This is a genomic window from Colwellia sp. BRX10-9 (assembly GCF_014077405.1).
Taxonomy (GTDB): Bacteria; Pseudomonadota; Gammaproteobacteria; order Enterobacterales; family Alteromonadaceae; genus Colwellia_A.
The window spans coordinates 24325-43169 of sequence record NZ_JACGVV010000034.1 but is presented as its reverse complement, the minus strand read 5'-3'; the positions used below and the strand labels follow the sequence as shown (position 1 = coordinate 43169).

14 protein-coding genes are annotated in these 18845 nt (G+C 37.7%); 8 read left to right on the top strand and 6 right to left on the bottom strand.

Going from position 1 to position 18845, the window contains the following annotated elements; translation table 11 throughout:
• Window positions 1–359: 359 nt before the first annotated feature.
• Window positions 360–1931, bottom strand: coding sequence for a glutamate--cysteine ligase (gene gshA, locus H4J69_RS16460; RefSeq protein WP_310733620.1), 1572 nt, complete (start codon window positions 1929–1931; stop codon window positions 360–362).
• A 270-nt stretch (window positions 1932–2201) separates the two neighbouring features.
• Here gshA and H4J69_RS16455 point away from each other — a divergent pair, with 270 nt between their 5' ends.
• Both H4J69_RS16455 and H4J69_RS16450 read left to right on the top strand, forming a co-directional pair.
• Window positions 2202–3563, top strand: coding sequence for a Na+/H+ antiporter NhaC family protein (locus H4J69_RS16455; protein WP_182222797.1), 1362 nt, complete (start codon window positions 2202–2204; stop codon window positions 3561–3563).
• On the top strand, window positions 3564–4271 hold the full coding sequence (locus H4J69_RS16450) for a TIGR01621 family pseudouridine synthase (protein ID WP_182216724.1): 708 nt from the start codon (window positions 3564–3566) through the stop codon (window positions 4269–4271).
• A gap of 204 nt (window positions 4272–4475) precedes the next feature.
• Here the strand turns inward: H4J69_RS16450 and H4J69_RS16445 are convergent, their stop codons facing one another.
• Both H4J69_RS16445 and H4J69_RS16440 read right to left on the bottom strand, forming a co-directional pair.
• Entirely contained in the window at window positions 4476–5831 is a 1356-nt protein-coding gene (locus tag H4J69_RS16445; protein WP_182244827.1) for a sodium-dependent transporter, read from the bottom strand.
• Between the two features lie 241 nt (window positions 5832–6072).
• Window positions 6073–6555 (bottom strand): YajQ family cyclic di-GMP-binding protein, encoded by a 483-nt coding sequence (locus tag H4J69_RS16440; protein WP_182216720.1) that lies wholly within the window; start codon window positions 6553–6555, stop codon window positions 6073–6075.
• Between the two features lie 145 nt (window positions 6556–6700).
• On the opposite strand from H4J69_RS16440, the gene H4J69_RS16435 reads away from it, so the two are divergent.
• Together H4J69_RS16435 and H4J69_RS16430 are read left to right on the top strand one after the other, a co-directional pair.
• Entirely contained in the window at window positions 6701–7063 is a 363-nt protein-coding gene (locus H4J69_RS16435; RefSeq protein WP_182230284.1) for a VanZ family protein, read from the top strand.
• A 1-nt stretch (window position 7064) separates the two neighbouring features.
• Window positions 7065–7985: a ketopantoate reductase family protein gene (locus H4J69_RS16430; protein WP_182244826.1), complete on the top strand. Its 921-nt coding sequence runs from the start codon at window positions 7065–7067 to the stop codon at window positions 7983–7985.
• Window positions 7986–8004: 19 nt separating this feature from the next.
• Here the strand turns inward: H4J69_RS16430 and thiI are convergent, their stop codons facing one another.
• The 3 genes from thiI to pomA form a co-directional block, all read right to left on the bottom strand.
• The gene (gene thiI / locus H4J69_RS16425) at window positions 8005–9459 is read right to left on the bottom strand and encodes a tRNA uracil 4-sulfurtransferase ThiI (protein WP_182244825.1); all 1455 of its coding nucleotides are present in this window, start codon (window positions 9457–9459) and stop codon (window positions 8005–8007) included.
• A 194-nt stretch (window positions 9460–9653) separates the two neighbouring features.
• The gene (locus H4J69_RS16420) at window positions 9654–10592 is read right to left on the bottom strand and encodes a flagellar motor protein MotB (protein ID WP_070375869.1); all 939 of its coding nucleotides are present in this window, start codon (window positions 10590–10592) and stop codon (window positions 9654–9656) included.
• A 12-nt stretch (window positions 10593–10604) separates the two neighbouring features.
• Window positions 10605–11372 carry a flagellar motor protein PomA gene (gene pomA / locus H4J69_RS16415; protein ID WP_182216714.1) on the bottom strand — a complete coding sequence of 256 codons (768 nt, stop codon included), beginning with the start codon at window positions 11370–11372 and terminating at the stop codon, window positions 10605–10607.
• Between the two features lie 513 nt (window positions 11373–11885).
• Between pomA and H4J69_RS16410 the strand changes: the two genes are divergently transcribed.
• The 4 genes from H4J69_RS16410 to H4J69_RS16395 all read left to right on the top strand — a co-directional run bounded on the left by H4J69_RS16410 (window position 11886) and on the right by H4J69_RS16395 (window position 18791).
• Entirely contained in the window at window positions 11886–12149 is a 264-nt protein-coding gene (locus tag H4J69_RS16410) for an exodeoxyribonuclease VII small subunit (RefSeq protein ID WP_070375867.1), read from the top strand.
• The gene (ispA, locus tag H4J69_RS16405; RefSeq protein ID WP_182216712.1) at window positions 12149–13039 is read left to right on the top strand and encodes a (2E,6E)-farnesyl diphosphate synthase; all 891 of its coding nucleotides are present in this window, start codon (window positions 12149–12151) and stop codon (window positions 13037–13039) included. Before H4J69_RS16410 ends, ispA begins: the two co-directional genes overlap by 1 nt.
• 37 nt (window positions 13040–13076) lie before the next feature.
• Entirely contained in the window at window positions 13077–14960 is a 1884-nt protein-coding gene (dxs, locus tag H4J69_RS16400) for a 1-deoxy-D-xylulose-5-phosphate synthase (RefSeq protein WP_182216711.1), read from the top strand.
• Between the two features lie 195 nt (window positions 14961–15155).
• The gene (locus H4J69_RS16395; RefSeq protein WP_182216709.1) at window positions 15156–18791 is read left to right on the top strand and encodes a hypothetical protein; all 3636 of its coding nucleotides are present in this window, start codon (window positions 15156–15158) and stop codon (window positions 18789–18791) included.
• Window positions 18792–18845 lie beyond the last annotated feature (54 nt).

The following is an 18845-nucleotide window of genomic DNA, read 5'->3' as shown; positions in this document are numbered from 1 at the left end:
ATTTTATCCGCAACAACCGATTTAATCACCAACGACTCTGTCGATAAAACAATGAATAAAAATAGCTAAATAAATGGAACTAAAACCACAACTAACACTCTTACTTTATAAGTGTTTATGTTTCCCTTAATTATTATGTTTTTGTTGCGCATTCTTTTTTAAGTAATGCGTTTTTTTTTGCCTATTATTTAGCAAAATGTTTGCTTATTATTTAGCAAAATGAAATGAGTAAAGTCAACGCAACAAGGAAGTGAGGTCTTACGAGAACGGTTATACTTGAACAAGAGTTTTATTGTCAGGAGTGAAAGATAGAATAGCACGTTAACTAACGCGCTATTCTGGCGAGTAATTATTAAAGACTATTTACCAAAATAGTCAGCTAAAAAAGTATCAAAATCTACTTGGTCAGCGTTTTCAATATCCTTTTGTCCTTGATGTGATTTTGTTGCCGCGTCAATAAAATACTGCTCATTAAACACCTGATAATCTGCCGCTAGTAACTGTTGACGATAGTCTTGTGCTTTTTGTAAAGCGATGCCCGTTAAGCTTTGATTTTGATTTACCACACAATCAAGTAATTGAGCGGAAGGTGTTAAATTAGGATCAAGCAATTTTTGTTGTTCATTGGCCACCGCTTGACTATATTTGTCACTGCCATAAGCACTATCTAATAAGATTGCGACTTTCTCCATTTGTTGGAAAATTTCACTGCCCCAGGCTTTCACTGATTTATCACAACCATTATCATTGAGTAGTAAAAGTGGATCTCTGCCTCGAACAACAACTTCGTCCATATTGGCATCGCAGCTTTCTTGTTGTTGATAAGTAAATAAAGGGCTATCTGCTAAGGCACAATAGGTAATGAAAACATCGAGAAAATAAACTTGCTCAATGCTTATCCCCGTATCAGAGAATGGATTAACATCAAGGGCGCGTACTTCAATGTATTCAACCCCTCTATTTCTTAATGCTTCTGAGGGTTTCTCTCCAGATTTAGCAACTTGCTTAGGCCGAATAGGCGCATAAAGTTCATTCTCAATCTGTAAAATATTACTGTTAAGTTGCTGATATTTTCCGTTAACCTTTACACCAAAGGCAGCAAACTTTTCTGAAGGTAAATTAATCGCATTTTGTACACCATCTAAGTAACCACTTAAATCGTTATAACAAATTTTCAACGATGCTTGCTCGCTATTGGTGTAACCTAAATCACTCATTCTCAACGATGTAGCGTACTCAAGGTACATATAACCACTCGCTGACTTTTTGAAAGGAAGCGTGGTGGTTTTATTTTTCAAAAATGAACCACAAATAGTTGGCGAGCTACCGTAAAGGTAAGGTATCAACCAGCAATATCGTTTGTAGTTACGTAATAATGAAAAATATTTTTCTGATATAAAATCATTTATCGGTGCCTTATTTTCTGAAATTTTTTGCATACTTTGCCAAAAATTTTGAGAAAATGAGAAATTAAAATGAATACCAGAAATAACCTGCATCATACTACCATAGCGATTTTTTAGCCCTTGACGATAGGCTGTTTTCATTTGACCTACGTTTGATGAACCATAGTTTGCTAGCGGTATAGCATCATCATTATCAACAAAACATGGCATACTCATTGGCCACAGCAGTTCGCCATCAATTTTACTTAAGGTATATTTTTGAATATCTTGTAATTGCGCGATAGTTGTTTCGGGATCAAAACTCACCGGTGTAATAAACTCTAATAACGTTTCTGAGTAGTCCGTAGTGATATTAGGATGTGTTAACGCAGCGCCTAAGCTTTTATGGTGGGGGGCTAATGACAAACGTCCTTCAGGTAAAACGCGTAAGCCTTCTCGTTCTATGCCTCGCCCAATGCCTGTTAAGGAAGATAAATGTTCATCTTGGCTAAATGCCATTACATAGTCATCAAAAGAAAGTTTCAAAAATAATCCCTAATACATTAAGCGTAGCTGCTATTGACTATTTGAGGGTAATAATTAACTTTTCAATACTTTATCGTATTAAAAATCAATCTTAAGTGACATCCTCAAAATAAACATTCATTTTCTAAAAGCACTAGACCGTAATACGCTAGTTTTATTTTCAAAATAAAACTAATCAAATTTGTATGAATCTCTTACAAAGCAGTTTCTAAACATTAGCGCTTACGGTAAAGTGCCTTATAAGATAATAATAAGAAAATAGTTAAAATCATGCAAGACAGTCCTTTATCATTACTTCCTCCACTTGTTGCTATTGTGATTGCCATTTGGCGAAAAAACGCTCTACTAGCTTTATTCTGCGGTTTAATTTTAGCAAGTATAATGTCGACAAACTGGCAAATAATAACGGGCATAACCGATGGTTTTTTGGCGATTGGTGGTGTATTCACTTCTACCAGTAACCTTTATATTGTTAGTTTTAGTTTATTAATTGGCGCGTTAGTAACCCTAATGAATAAATCAGGCGCGGTTAATGGTTTTATCGAAAAACTGTCCTCATTAAATTTAGTCAAAAACGCTCGACAAGCGAGTATGCTGCCGACAATTATTGGTACCAGTATTTTTACCGATACTAATTTAAGTATGTTTACTGCTGGTATGGCTAGTCAGAAACTCTTTGATAAATATAAAATGAGCCGCGCAAAGCTAGCCTACCTAATTGACTCAACTTGCGCGCCAGTAAGCATTTTATTATTAGTAAACGGCTGGGGTGCTTATGTATTAGGGTTACTTGATGATTATCAACTTGCCGACTCAGTGGGTGTTCTAATCGGTACTGTTAGTTATAATTTTTACGCAATAATCGCTATTTCATTGGCTTTTTATACCGCCTACAGCGGAAAAATTTATGGTCCAATGAAAAGAGCAGAGTCTTTGGTAACCGACCAGCAACAAGATACTGTAAAACAAATAGCGCCAGCCTATATCATGTGGTTGCCTTTATTAACGTTATTAGCACTGACCCTAATTTTATTGTGGATAACAGGTGATGGCGACATACGCCGTGGCTCAGGCTCATTTGCTGTATTTTGGTCAATCATCAGCGCTTTTATTTTATTAGTGCTATTAATTACCTTGAATAAACTCCTTAGTGTTAAAGAAATAACCCTCAGCTCAGCTGCAGGCATTAAACATATGTTTCCTGCTGTTGCCATTTTAGTCTTGTCATTTGCTTTTGGTGACGCAATAAAAGGTTTGGGCACAGGTATTTATGTCAGTGAATTATTTAATGTTGAACTGCCGTTATTTTTAATGGCACCCGTTATTTTTATTGCCGCGGCGTTAATGGCTTTTGCAACAGGAACCTCTTGGGGGACTTTTGCTATATTGGTGCCTATTGCTGTACCTATCGCTCAACAGAGTGGGTTACCGATAGAATTTTTAGTCGCAGCAGTGTTAGGTGGTGGCGTATTTGGCGACCACGCCTCTCCTATTTCTGATACTACCGTGGTTGCATCCATCGCCAGTGGCTGTGATCATTTCGAACATGTTAAGACACAATTACCTTATGCATTATTTGGTGCTGTGCTCACAATTATTCTTTATATCTTGGTAGGATTAGGGCTTTCATAAGTGCAATCGATTAATATAATTTTTGAACACAATAATTTTATTATTGTAGAGAAACCGGCCGATGTTAACTTCCATGATGAAGGCGACCTTGAGCAAGGTTTTTTCAACCAAGTTAAAAAACAGGGAAAAGCGCAAGGTAAATTTGATGATTTATTCCCGGTGCATCGCCTTGACAAAATGACTTCAGGTTTAATGATTTTTGCAAAAAACTTAGCGACTACGCAACAGTTTCAAACGTTATTTGAACAACATAAGGTTGAAAAATATTATCTGGCGATCAGTGATAAAAAACCTAAGAAAAAACAAGGTTTGATTAAAGGCGATATGGAAAAAAGTCGCCGAGGCATGTGGAAATTACTACGAACACAAGTCAACCCCGCGATTACACAGTTTTTGTCGTATTCACTTAGCGATGGTCAGCGTTTGTATTTATTAAAACCGCGAAGTGGTAAAACCCACCAACTACGTGTTGCCTTATCCAGTATTGGCTCTCCAATACTCGGTGATCCACTTTACGCAACGCAAGACGCTTATCAAGAGCAACGTGGTTATTTACATGCATACGCGCTGAGCTTCACTTTAGATGGGGAAAAATATCAATTTGTACTTTGCCCATCTTCTGGAGAAAAATATTTAAGTGAATCTTGCCAACAACAATTAGAGGCCATTAAGACCCCTTGGTCACTTACTTGGCCAAATATAAGCTAGCAACGTCCCCTACTGAACGCGTCATCTAGGCCAAGACTTCGTCATCCTGATACTGAAATAAATTCAGCATGACGACAAAGGTGAAAGAAAAACACCATCCCACTTACTAACGCATAGTCATCCTAACCAATTCACTGAGACTGTGAACATAAAAAAAGCGAGCTAAGCTCGCTTTTTTTATGTTCATTTTTAAACTCTACTGTTTTAAAAAAGATTTAATGAATGAATAAACACGACACCTATCGCTGTTGGACAAACAAACTTGGTATACCAAGGCCAAATTTTCCAAAACACACTATGCTCTGCACTATCATGACCTTGCTTAAGCTCCATAAGCACATCATTTCTATGCCAAATCCAGCCAACAAAAACACAACATAGCATCGCTATAATAGGTTGCCCATATTGCGTAGCAGCAATGGCAACAAAATCGAGCATAGTTTCAATATTTAAAACGATAACCACGCTCAATAAGAAAATACCAATACCAATTAAGGTGGTCGCTTTTTCTCTTGGAAGGTCATGACGCTCAACCACGTAAGATACCGGTCCTTCAAGCATTGAAATAGAAGATGTTAAAGCGGCAATAGACATTAATAAGAAGAAAGCAAAAGCGACAAAACTGCCCACATTACCCATGCTTTCAAATAAACTGGGTAAGACAGTAAAAACCAGACTTGAACCATTGATTAAACTGCCATCATCAGCAAATATCGCCACGCCTTGCGCTTGAGCAACATACATAGCAGGAATAATTAATAAGCCGGCTAGGAATGCGATAGACACATCAATAAGCGTGACTTGTGCACCTAGGGTAATTAAATTCTCTTTTTTAGAAATATATGAACCATAAATAATCATCACACTGGTGCCTAGTGACAAAGAGAAGAAGGCTTGCCCTAATGCGCTAATTAATAAATCAGCTTCAAATACACGGGAAAAATCAGGGTTCAAATAAGCATTTAATCCCTCAGCTGCACCATCTAAGGTAACAACATAAATAATTAACAGTATTAATAAACCGATCAACATTGGCATTAAACGTTTTGACCATTTTTCAATACCATCTTCAACGCCATGGCGAATAATAAAAACGGTCAAGACCATGAATAAGGCGGTAAAGCCTAAATTACGCCACAAAGATTGTGAAATAATCCATTGCGCTGCATCACTTAAACCAACAAAGGTTAAAACGGGTTCAACGGCATAAGACATCATCCAGCCAGCTAGAATCCCATAGAAACTAAGAATAAGTGCCGCACAAACTATGCCTCCAAAACCAACAAAGAAGGCGAATTTTTTCTGCCAAAGACTGCGTGACATTTTTTCTAACGAGCTAACTGCATTCGCTTGCCCGTATCGGCCTATCAATAATTCGGCCATAAATGCAGGGTAAGCTAAGCAAAAGGCTAAAACTAAATAAACTAAAACAAAAGCAGCACCACCATTACTTGCTGTTTGTGTTGGGAATCCCCAAATATTGCCTAAACCAACAGCGGAACCTGCCGCTGCCATGATAAAACCAATCCGAGAACTAAACCCACCTCTTGAAACACTCATTAAACGTAATCTTTATTATTATTAGAATGCGGTTAATCTACTTAATGTGTCATCAAAACAACAGCGTTAATTGTCTAAAGGTAAGCAATTTGTCACTAAAATCATCGTGTACTTGTAAAGATAAGATTACTTACCGGGTAAAACAAAAAGTAAACGTATAAAAAAACAGCACCGATAGTGCTGTTTTTTAGTATTAAGATATTCACCCTTCAAAGACTGAACGTATTAAGAAAGCGCTGTATTAGTCGCGAAAGTTATTAAACTGAAAAGATTGCTCTAGATCGCCTTCACGAATTAATTGCATGACCGCTTGTAAATCATCACGTTTTTTACCGGTCACTCGTACTTGATCGCCTTGAATGCCCGCTTGTACTTTTAACTTACTGTCTTTAATTAACTTAATGACTTTTTTAGCGATAGGCTGCTCAATACCTTCTTTAAATGAAAGATTTTGAGTGAAGGTTCTACCTGTATGCTCAGTATTAGAAAGGGTCAGGGCTTTAGCATCGATATTACGCTTTGCCAACTGCACGCGCACCATATCTACCAGTTGTTTTATTTGAAAGTCACCTTCAGCTTTTATTACCACATTGGGCTTTTTCCATTCAATGCTCGCTTCAACACCACGAAAATCAAAACGCGTTTCTAATTCTCTCTTGCAGTTTTCAGTTGCATTTCTTACTTCTTCCAAATTAATTTCGGAAACGATATCCATTGAGGGCATGATCTTGACCTTTCGATAATTCAATAATTTAAGTGTTGGCAATCTTAGCAAGATTACCACTAGCGGGTAAAGGTGATCGCAACCGCTATTTTCACATGTTATGATGAATAATTCTAAACTAATGACTTCATAAAATTACCCTTTAATGAAACGTTACATTCAACTACTAATTATATTAGTTTTTTTACTGGTATTAGCACTGATTTTTTTGATCCCTGACGATTTAAAAACCACCGTTATTAATAAAATACAAATAGATACTATTGGCCATGTTATTGGTTTTTTTGGTCTGACTTGGATTTTAGTCGGTTTGATGAAACTACCTTTAATCAATACGGTTATTTGTTTATTTTTTTATAGTGCATTGACTGAATTAAGCCAGTATTACTTAGGCTTTCGCAGTGGGGAATTTTTTGACTTTGTCGCTGATGTTGTAGGCATATCTTTCTTTGCTGTTCTTCAGTGGATTTTTTTACTTTATCAACAGCCCAAAGGCATAAAAAGATAAGATGAATATTGTTATTGTTGGCCAAGGTGCAATAGGTTTACTTTGTTATCATCGGCTTTCTCAAGCGATAATTAACCAACAAGGTGATAACTTAGTGTCATTGTGGCCGTCAACGCCAACAACATTATCTGATTACCTTTTTAGTGAAATGAATGGTCTTGCAAAAAGCTTTCCATTTACAATGGCTGATAACCAATTAATAGCCAGTGCTGACGTTATAATTTTTTGTGTAAAATCTTATCAAGTCACCGAGGCGTTAAAAGCTGTTGATCATTTAATCAGTGACGATGCAATTATTATTCTTACCCACAATGGTTTAGGAACTCTCGAAGAAATTAACCCACGACTTAAACCATCACAATGTTTATTGGCTTTGTTACTTACGCAAGGCGCTAAAAAAGTCGCCCCTTATCATGTTAAACATACCGGTATGGGCCATAGCGATCTGGGTATTATTTATGGGACGCTGGACTCAATAAAGCAAAAGCAATTGTTAGAACACCTTAATAAAAGCCTGAAACAGCTTAGCTGGCAAGAAAACATTCAACAAGCGCAATGGAAAAAGTTAGCCATTAACTGTGTGATCAACCCTATTTCAGCACTAAACGACATTGAAAATGGTGAAGTAAATCAAAAAGCTTACCAAAGAATGACCGAAGATATTATCAGTGAAGTCGTTGCTGTAGCGACGAAGGAAGGCGTAATATTAAGTGAAATATTATTACGACAGTTAATCCATAATGTTGCTAAAAGCACCAATAGAAACACTTCTTCGATGCGCGCTGATGTGCGTAATAAACGTCGTACAGAAATAGAGTATATCAACGGTTACATTCACCGTTTAGGGGAGAAACATAAACTAACCACAGCGATGAATACTCAACTATGGTTAGCTGTTAAAGCACTTGAGGATAAATATTGACCCGAGTTACCGAGTCATATTAAGGACGGTAAACTTTAACGTTCTTATAGCCTTCACCAATTAAGTAAAGTGCTTGTAGCTTACTCATTATACCTTGATCACAATACAGTAAATATTCTTTGTCTTGCTCTAGCTCACTAAACTTATTAGATAGCTTATAAAAAGGAATATGAACAACGTTGACGTTTTCAAGTTCTAGAGGATTTTCGTCTTCTTCATCAGGGCTTCTAATGTCAATAACGATTGAATCGCTAGGAAGATCGTCTACTGTATCAACTGCATGAATTTCTTCTTCACTTTCTTTACCAATATCACGTATATCGTACATACGCGTTGCTTCAACAACCTTGTCTAAAACATCAAAATCAAAGTTTTCTTCTTCTGCTTCAATTTTAGATAATACCGCTTTAATGGTTGGGCGCTTTGATATTACACCACAATATTCCGGAATAGTTTTAGCAAAGTCTTCAGTACCAATTTTACGGGCGATATCAATAATATCTTGTTTATCATAAGCGACTAATGGACGGAGAATTAACGTATCAGTAACTCGGTCTATCACATTTAAATTAGTTAATGTTTGGCTAGATACTTGACCTAACGCTTCACCCGTAACTAAAGATTCTATATTCGCTCTTTTCGCTATTTTCGCAGCAGCACGCATCATCATACGTTTTAGAATAACGCCCATTTGACCGTTTTCAACATTTTCTAAAATTTCAGCAACAACCGGTTCAAAATCAACCGAAAAGAACTTTACTTTGTGTGATGCACCAAATTTATTCCATAAGTAGTAACTCACTTGTTTTACGCCAACTTCATGCGCAGCGCCACCCAAGTTAAAGAAACAGTAATGAGTACGAGCACCCTTTCTGATCATTTGAAAACTTGATACACCCGAATCAAAACCACCTGACATTAATGATAAAACATCTTCTTGGCTTGCTATTGGGAAACCACCTAGTCCTTGATGTCGTTCTGTGACAATAAATAAGTATTCATCTTTTATTTCTAATCGAATAGTTACATCAGGTTTTTTCAATTTAACTTTAGCGGATTCAACGTGCTCGTTTAAACCACCGCCAACATATTGTTCAACTTGTAAGGAATTGAAGTCGTGTGTTCCAATTCGTTTGGCTCTTACACAAAACGTTTTATTTTCAATTGTCTTTTCGTGTGCTGCTAATGTTTTTTCAAAAATGTTATGCACATCTGTATAGGTTGTTTGTTGAACTTCAAGAAAATGAGCGATGCCCGGCACGCATTTTAAGGTATCAACAAGTGCCAAACGATTTTTAGGACAGTTATTTTTAGTATTAACCTCTATATTATCCCAGTTTGCCTGAGTGGTAATTTGCTCATCAACACGTCGTAAAACATTTTTAATGCTGGATTCTAAAATTTTAGTAAAGCGCTTACGAACCGGGCGACTCTTTACAGCAATTTCAGATTGGAGTTTTACGATGAATTTCATGAACAAACGACCCTAAATATAAAACTAGACTAAAGGCCATAATCGGCCGACAAAAATAATGGCGCGAATTATACACGAAATTGAAATAAAGAGTAAGTTGAAATGAAGAGTAAGTTGAAAAATGTACGCTAAGCAATAAACGGGGGTTTATCACTTAACGCCATCACGATAGTTGAATTTATCGGCTTAATTTATTATTTAATAATAGAAACAGGTTCGGTTTCCTTTGCTTTACCTTGGTTAATTGAAATCTCAACACGACGGTTTCTTCTGCGATTTAGCGCGTTAGTATTAGGCACTACCGGTCTTGTATCGGCATGACCAACAACCAGTAAACGTGACTGGTCAAACTCAGGGACTTTAATTAATTCATGAGCAATAGCGACAGCTCGTTTACTTGATAAATCCCAATTTGAAGAAAATAACTCTGAACTAATACCGCGATCATCTGTGTGTGCAGAAACCATAATTTCACCCGGAACCGTGTTGAGTAGCTCACCTATTTCTCTAATAATAGGGCGAAACTGTGGTTGTAAAAAAGCAGAACCCGAAGGAAAAGAACCATTTTCACGAATACGAATAATCACTTGTTGTCCGAGAGATTCAAGCTCTATGGCACCATCTTGAATTTGTTGTTCTAATTGATCAGCAATTTTTTTAACTAATTCATTTACTTGCTCTTGCGAAGCCTGCTCTAATTCGTCTTGAGCCTTTTGCATTGCCTGGGCTGACATTTCATCTGCAGTACTTTGTGATTGTCCACCACGTTCTGTACCTCGTTGTTCTTGTCGACCACCAGCAGACGTTTCATCACCTGCTTGAAACTCTAACATCTGTTGGGTCATTTCCATGGTTTGCTGTTGAATAACTTCTATAGGTGTTGGCTCAGGTTTACCTGGGCGAAATTCTTGCGCAATAATACTGGTGCCTTTAGGAATATCTTTTACTTCAATCTTATTTTGTACACCAAACGCAAACTTCATCGAACCTGCAATTTGTTTAAACTTTAAAACATCCATTTCAGAAAAAGATAACAGCAAAACGAAAAAGCACATCAATAGTGACATTAAGTCAGCAAAAGTACCCATCCAAGCGGGAAGCCCCGGAGGTGGACATTTACATTTTTCAGCCATAAATTACTCCCGTTACTCTTCTTCTGTGGTATTTACAGCACGTTTACCTTCAGCAAGATAGTTTTTAAGTAACCCTTCGATGACACGTGGATTTTGTCCGTCTTGAATACCCAGAATAGCGTCAAGAATAAGCTCCTGGTTCATTTTTTCTTCAGCAAGGCGAAGCCTGAGTTTTGACGCTATAGGAATGGCAATAACGTTAGCGAGGAATGCTCCATATAGGGTTGTTAGTAGTGCAACCGCCATAGCTGGACCAATAGATTTGGGGTCATCCATGTTTGATAACATCGCAACCAAACCAATTAAGGTGCCAATCATGCCCATCGCGGGTGCCACATCAGCAAGTGCCATCATCATACCTACGCCTGTTTCATGGCGTTCAGCAGTAAGCTCAATATCTTTTTTTAGTGTGCCACGTACTACATCTGCATCGTGGCCATCGACCAACATATCGACCCCTTTTTGCATAAAGCCGTTAGTTATCTCTGCTTCTTCTAAAGCCAAAAACCCCCCTTTACGAGCGGCATCAGCCATTTCAACTGATTTTTCAATAAGGTCGTCAGGCTGTTCAATTTTAAACATAAAAGCCTTACCTATAATTTTCCCAATTCCAAAAAACTGACCAAGATTATAGTTAGATAAAACAACAAATATTGAACCACCAAAAACAATAATAACTGACTGAACGTCAATAAACATGCCGATATCACCAGACAACATCATTGCCATAATGAGTAAACCTATTGCGCCTACTACACCTAATATTGTTGCTATATCCACAAAAAAGTCTCCACAAAAAAATGATACGGATAGTCGTATTATTTGATAATACATTAAGGTATTACGATACGCGAATACTTATATTCTTATCCACACTCGTGATTTAACCATAACCATCCAAAGCGCGCAGTTAAAACTGCATATGAATGGCTTACGGCTCTATAAGTTTATTATCGCTCATATTGTCAATAACTTAAGTAATTAGTCGCTATTTTTAAGGTTAACTTTGCTGAACAAAATAATTGTTCAATATCTTTAACAACGTATAGTCCAGAGACAGTTAATACTGCCAACTAAATTCGCCATATTTAAGCTTACCCAATTTATATTTATCTAGTTATCGTTAACCGCAGCGCTTTAACGATAAATATAAGCGCCAATATAGTCATAGAATGACCGACAATAGAAAGTATATGATAGTCATTAAGGGGCAAAAGCATTTGAAGTTTATTGATTAATTAAGGCGTTTGGTATAAATTTGCGCCTAGATATTTAATCACTGAACTCTCGATGATGGCTAAGAAAAAAATAGAAAACTTAAGCTTTGAAGAATCACTCTTAGAACTTGAAACTATTGTTCAGAATTTAGAACAAGGAGCATTGAGTTTAGAAGATTCAATGACCCTTTTTGAGCGCGGCTTAAATCTCAGCCAAGCCAGTCAAGAAAAGTTAAAAAATGCTGAACAAAAAATTCAAATTTTACTGACTAAAAATGGTAAAGCCCAACTTGAAGATTTTGAAAACGAAGTTGACTCAGAAAGTTTGGGTAGTAATTAGTGACCCAATTATACCAACTCGACTTTTATCAAACGCGCATTAATGAATACCTTGCCGACAAATTAGCCGCTTATGAAATAAATGATCAAAAATTGCTATCAGCAATGCAATACGGCTTATTAATTGGTGGTAAGCGTATGCGTCCTTATTTAAGTTATATTACCGGTGATGCACTGGGACTTGAATTATCTGACGTTGACGGTATTGCGGCAGCATTAGAATGTATCCATGCTTTTTCATTAATTCATGATGACTTACCTTCGATGGATGATGATGATTTACGTCGTGGGCAACCAACTTGTCATAAAGCGTTTGATGAAGCGACCGCTATTTTAGCAGGTGATAGTTTACAGACACTTGCCTTTGATATTTTAGTTAATCATAACTTTAGCGCCGCGGTTGAATCAAAACGTATTAGCTTAATCCGTCAATTAGTCAATGCTTCAGGTTACCAAGGCATGTGCGGTGGACAAGCACTTGATATTTCTGCGACCGATAAAGTGATCACTTTAGCTGAACTAGAAAAACTACATTCACTAAAAACAGGTGCGTTGTTAAAAGCTTCTGTGACCATGGTTACAGAGTTAAGTAACGATATTTCTGCCGATGAAAAGCACCAACTCGCCATTTATGCTGATCATATTGGTTTAGCCTATCAAGTGCGCGATGATATAATTGATATTATTTCTAGTGAAGAAGAACTAGGAAAACCAGCAGGTTCAGACGTTTCCTCTAATAAAAGTACCTACCCTGCGCTATTAGGTTTACAGGGCGCTCAGCAAAAAGCTGACAACTTATATCAACAAGCACTTCAAGCTTTAGCAACTTTACCCTACAATACAGATAACTTAGCTCAATTTGCGACGTTTATTATCAAACGCGCTCATTGATCTTGCTCTTGCAATTTAAAGAATAAACAAAATAAATATGACTATAAATCTTGCCGACTACCCTTTATTGGCCAATATAAATTCTCCTGACGATCTGCGCATGTTAAATAAAAGCCAGCTAATTCAGGCCAGTACAGAACTGCGTAGTTACTTATTAAGTTCTGTAAGTAAAAGTAGTGGCCATTTTGCTTCTGGTTTAGGCACAATAGAATTAACGGTCGCATTACATTATGTTTATAAAACGCCTTTTGATCACCTTATATGGGATGTTGGCCATCAAGCTTATCCACATAAAATTTTAACGGGTCGGCGCGATCAACTGCATACTATTCGTCAAAAAGATGGTTTGCACCCTTTTCCGTGGCGTGAAGAAAGTGAATATGATGTATTAAGTGTTGGCCATTCAAGCACGTCTATCTCTGCGGCACTAGGTATGGCTGTTGCTGCAGAACAAGAAGCAAAAAATCGTAAAGTTGTTGCTGTTATTGGTGACGGCGCAATGACAGCAGGTATGGCTTTTGAAGCGTTAAATCATGCTGGTGATATTAAAAGCGATATGCTGGTTATTTTAAATGACAATGAAATGTCAATTTCAGAAAATGTTGGTGCATTGAATAATCACTTTGCTCGATTGTTATCTGGCAGTATATATACAGGAATACGCGAGGGTGGTAAGCGCATACTAAAGGGTATTCCACCTATTAAAGAATTAGCAAGTCGTGCAGAAGAACATTTAAAAGGCATGGTTGTACCCAGTACCTTTTTTGAAGAGTTAGGCTTTAATTACATTGGCCCTATCGACGGTCATGATGTCAATGGTTTGGTTGATACCATTACTAATATGCGTAACTTAAAAGGGCCTCAAATCCTTCATATTGCCACGAAAAAAGGCAAAGGTTATCACGCAGCAGAGCAAGACCCGATAAAATATCATGCTGTCCCTAAATTTGATCCCGCACAAACGAGTTTGCCAAAGAGTAAGCCATGTTTACCCACTTATTCAAAAATATTTGGCGATTGGCTCTGCAGAACAGCAGAAAATAATGATTCACTAATAGCCATTACACCTGCCATGGGTGAAGGCTCTGGCATGGTTGAATTTAGTCAGCGCTTTCCTAAGCAGTACTTTGATGTCGCGATTGCAGAACAACACGCGGTAACTTTTGCTGCGGGTCTCGCTATTGGCGGTAAAAAACCGGTAGTCGCTATTTATTCAAGCTTTTTACAGCGTGGTTACGATCAATTCATTCATGATGTGGCGATCCAAAACTTACCCGTTTTGTTCGCGATTGACCGAGCCGGCATTGTTGGCGCAGACGGGCCAACTCATCAAGGCTCATTTGATTTAAGCTTTATGCGTTGTGTTCCAAATATTGTTATTATGGCGCCATCGGATGAACGAGAATGTCAATTGATGCTTAGCACGGGTTTTAAGCATGATGGTCCTGCGGCTGTTCGTTATCCAAGAGGGTCAGGCAATGGTGCGCCTTTACCTGACATCAGCGAGACAATTGAAATAGGTAAAGCAAAAACTATTTTAGAAACAACCACTGAGAGTGCTGAGCCGAAGGTTGCCATTTTAAACTTTGGTAGTACTTTTGATGAAGCCAAAGTAGCGGCTCAACAATTAAATACTACGCTCATTGATATGCGTTTTATAAAACCGCTTGATGTAACACTTATCGACCACATTGTAAAAAGCCATAGTATTATTGTGACCGTTGAAGATAATGCAATTGCGGGTGGCGCAGGTTCAGCAGTCAATGAATATATACTAAGCCAAGGTGTTGCGATTAAAATATTAAATATTGGCTTACCTGATACCTTTATCAAGCATGGTACCCAACAAGAGATTCATCAAGAACTTGGTTTAGATAGTAAAGGTATTATTGATAAAATAACCCATTTTATTGAACGCTAAATATTGTTAAAACGTCCACCAAAAGTCACTAATAATAGTTAATTATTAGTGACTTAATCTTTATCCCCCCTTCTCTTTCCTTCTAATTATTCTTAGATTGTTACGACTAATTATTATTTTTTCTTTAAAAACTTGTCTTTATCTGCTTAAATAATATACGTGATATATTTCTCATATATGAATAAGGATTATTTAATGAAATTCACTCAAAATATTATTTCTCTTGCGCTAATTTCAGCCCTCACCGCTTGTGGTGGCTCCAGTAGCTCTAGTACTAAACCCCCTACAATAGCACCACCACCTGCTCCAGTCCTCATACAAACCGTTGTCAAAGGTAAAGCGATAAAAGGCACAATAGCAAACGCTGTGGTTACTGTTTATAAATACGTTGACGGAAAAGCGGTTAAACTTGAAGATGACGAGTTAGCTGCATCTTCAATTATTACTGAAGATGATGGTAGCTATACCATTACCCTTTTAGATTACGACGGCGCTATCAAAGTAGAATTATCTGTAGGTGAAAACACCACGATGATATGTGATGCTCCTGCAGGTTGTGGTGAATTAGCCCACGGCGCCCCAATAGCACTAGCCACTGTTGATCCAACCTTAGTCTTATCAGCGATTTCAACCGTAGGGAGTGATAATGCAGGGACCGCAAATGTAAATATTTCAGCTCTCACCCATTTAGCCGCAGCACTTATAGAAGCCGATGAAAGCGGAGTTAGTGAAACAACAATACAAGCGCACTCTTCTATTATTGCCAATGCTTTTAATATTATGGGCAGTTTAACGGCACTTGAGCCAACGGCTGTCGAAAATGCAGCCAGTGTTGCAGGTGAAGATAATGTTAATGAGTTACGCTACGGCTTGATCAATGCTGGCATTATGTCTGTTTTGTTTGCCGGCCAAGAAAATGCTACGGGTGTTCTATCAAATAGATTAGCCGATGTTATTGAAGATATAGTCGAACACAATGGCGCATTACTGGTACATCAAGATGATAACGATGAAGGTTTTGAACTGTCTTTAGTTGAAGTTCTTGATAGTGCTGGCGATGTCGCAGCTGCTGCAGCTCAAGCGATAGCTGCAGATCCAATATTATCAAGCCAAGATAACAGTGAAATACTGGGCGAGCTTGACCAACAAGAAATCACCTTAGAAAATCAATCAGAATATGAAGAGGCCAATGAAGATGAAGATGGCCGCAGTGAACCTGAAACGGAAGTACCAACAACAGGTGATGCTATTGCTAAAGCAAAAGCTATGGTTGCTGATGTGCGTCTCTTTAGTCATCTATTTGAAGTGGGTAAAGAAGCCAATACCGGTGTAACTACCGAAGGCGACAAGTACATCGAGCTCATTGATAGTGCTGGTTTAATGATTGAGGCTGAAGCAGCGAGCTTTTTATTACTAGCAGACGTTACCGACGCCTTATCAGAAATGGGCATAAGGTATGAAGCAGGCACCATTACGGAGGGAACCTTCCCAATAGGCCCATTTTTGAGTATTGATGGTGCGGTAGGCTCTATAACGCTTGATGAAGAAACGGCTAATGGCGGCATATTATTTAAAATCAGTGCCACTTCAGGTAGTGAAAAAATCAGCTTAAATGCTTCTGCTGTTTTTGCTGAAGACGGCTTGAGCATTGTTTTAAACCTTGATGGTTCAATTGAATCAGCGGGTGCCATGCTATCGTTAACTCAAGGTAGCTTCGCAAAAGTTAACCTTGATAGTGCGATCACTCGAACCTTACTTGAAGATGATACCTACGCAGGAGAAATAACCTCTGGTGAGTTATCGCTTGAAGTTATCTTAGAACAAAAAGCAAGTGATACAGTAATAGACCCCGTCGCTTTTACTGGCATGATTAAAACTAAGCTAAAGCCGGTTAAATCACATGTTTTAGATGCAGTTGAACAATATGCAAGAGATGAAAATTACATAATTATTAGGGATGAAAATGGTAACCCTGTGCGTGAAGTTGATCGATACTTAAAGAGTACCGAAACTAATATTCTTCCAGAAATGCTAACCTTAAGTGGTGGGTTTAGCTCGTTAGAAGGTAACTTAATTAGAGCAACTTTAACTGTTAACATTAAAAACTTAGAAAATTACGAAGCTCCTGAATTTAAATACATTGGCGCTCCGGTTGCCGATATGTATACAATTACCGTATCTGATGATAAAAACACTCTGAATGCAATATCTTCAGAGTTAATGTCTCAACCTGTCGATTATACTTTTGTTTTTACCTCTCATGACACACAAGGTGCTTGGAGTAGCGAAGAAACAATTTGGAATCCAGATCAATCTACTGAAACACCACATCGAGTCAACACTACAACACGAATTCCTCGAACATATGGCACAATGTCTGGCTTTGATACTGCAACCAATTTAGACGAATGGGCTTTCTTCGAAACAGTTACTCCAAATGATGATAATGGTGATGGCGTTGCTGATAGTTACACTTGGAAAGGCTATTCGGGTTCTATAATCAATGACGATTACGCTTTAGTTAATAATGAGGGTGAAGTTCATGATTTAGTAACACCTGAATGGGGCTCAAGTAGCTATGATACATTTGAAGAGTTGATGGAAGCACATAGAATGTATCCCGCTTCAATAGCGAATGCAGCAGATGCATTTATATTTGAGATTAAAGCATTTGAACGTAATGAACTTGAAACTAACTTAACGACAGGTGCTCGTGCATCAGTTTTCTTTAGCGATAATGATTATTCTGCAATCGCTGAAGGGGGGGTCACAGTAATTGCTGCAAATATTACTTCGAGTTTGCCAATTGAAGATGTATTTACAATAACGGTGAGTGATGACAGCAACACAGTTACTGTAAAAGACGATACTTATACTCGAGTCTATGGTGTTGATTATACGAACACGGCTAACTTTACCTTTACTCGCCATGTAACAAGTAATATCGGAGACGAGGTTACAGATATAAGAACTTTTTCAACAAATGATGTTGATTTAGATGTAGAAGAGCTCTTAATAAACCGACACGCTTCTTTTGGTATAGACGATGAGTTTTATCTATTAGTTCGAATCACTCCTATTGATGAAAATAATGATGGTTTAGCTGATTACTTTACTCAATCATACACATATAGCGATTACATCAATGAAGAAGGCGTATTAGTTGATGAAGATGGTATCGCTTTAATAGAGAATCCTTTTTATGCATTTGATACTTGGGAGAGTGCTGAACTTCATTGGCAGATACCTTTTAATCCTTTTTCAACAACAAATGCTTTAGAAGCTTATAAGCAGTTTATAGTGAATGGAAGAGGATCTTACTTAACAACATATATCGACGGTGTAGGTTCAGTGGAAGCAGAACTATCAACCGAAGATATTGCTTCAATAGTTATAGGTAGTACAACCTTTTCTGGTGTTAACACGCATCCAGATAGTGATGAATCATTAGAAAACGAAGATGTTTTCTTAGATTTAAGTGCTGCGCTCTCATTAGAAGCAACTTTAGGTGATTACCAAGTAAACTTAATGCTATCAGGTCAACGTACCGCTTTTGATGACGGTAAGTTCGATCTTGAAATGAGTTACAAATTGCCTGGCGATGAGAATATGCGTAAGTTTGTTGCCCATATGAAAACTGATGAAGAAGGCTCTTTTAGTGTAAATAACAGCGAAGGTGTATTACTCATAATGAATGATGTGGAAGATTCAACATCCGATGTTATTGGTAGTATTGTAGTAGGTTCTTCAGCAACTAAAGTTGCTGATATAGAAGATCGTGATGGTGTTATTTGGTTTGTATTTACCGATGAAACAACCGAAACATTATAACCTCCATCATTAGCTAAACAAAGAGTAGAGATAAAATACCAGTCATGTGTGTGA

Bases quoted from the DNA above. Each gene is read 5' to 3' on its own strand.
- H4J69_RS16455 (WP_182222797.1), top strand. From the start codon at position 2,202: ATGCAAGACAGTCCTTTATCATTACTTCCTCCACTTGTTGCTATTGTG.
- H4J69_RS16445 (WP_182244827.1), bottom strand. From the start codon at position 5,831: ATGAGTGTTTCAAGAGGTGGGTTTAGTTCTCGGATTGGTTTTATCATG.
- H4J69_RS16440 (WP_182216720.1), bottom strand. From the start codon at position 6,555: ATGCCCTCAATGGATATCGTTTCCGAAATTAATTTGGAAGAAGTAAGA.
- H4J69_RS16435 (WP_182230284.1), top strand. From the start codon at position 6,701: ATGAAACGTTACATTCAACTACTAATTATATTAGTTTTTTTACTGGTA.
- H4J69_RS16430 (WP_182244826.1), top strand. From the start codon at position 7,065: ATGAATATTGTTATTGTTGGCCAAGGTGCAATAGGTTTACTTTGTTAT.
- thiI (WP_182244825.1), bottom strand. From the start codon at position 9,459: ATGAAATTCATCGTAAAACTCCAATCTGAAATTGCTGTAAAGAGTCGC.
- H4J69_RS16420 (WP_070375869.1), bottom strand. From the start codon at position 10,592: ATGGCTGAAAAATGTAAATGTCCACCTCCGGGGCTTCCCGCTTGGATG.
- H4J69_RS16410 (WP_070375867.1), top strand. From the start codon at position 11,886: ATGGCTAAGAAAAAAATAGAAAACTTAAGCTTTGAAGAATCACTCTTA.
- dxs (WP_182216711.1), top strand. From the start codon at position 13,077: ATGACTATAAATCTTGCCGACTACCCTTTATTGGCCAATATAAATTCT.
- H4J69_RS16395 (WP_182216709.1), top strand. From the start codon at position 15,156: ATGAAATTCACTCAAAATATTATTTCTCTTGCGCTAATTTCAGCCCTC.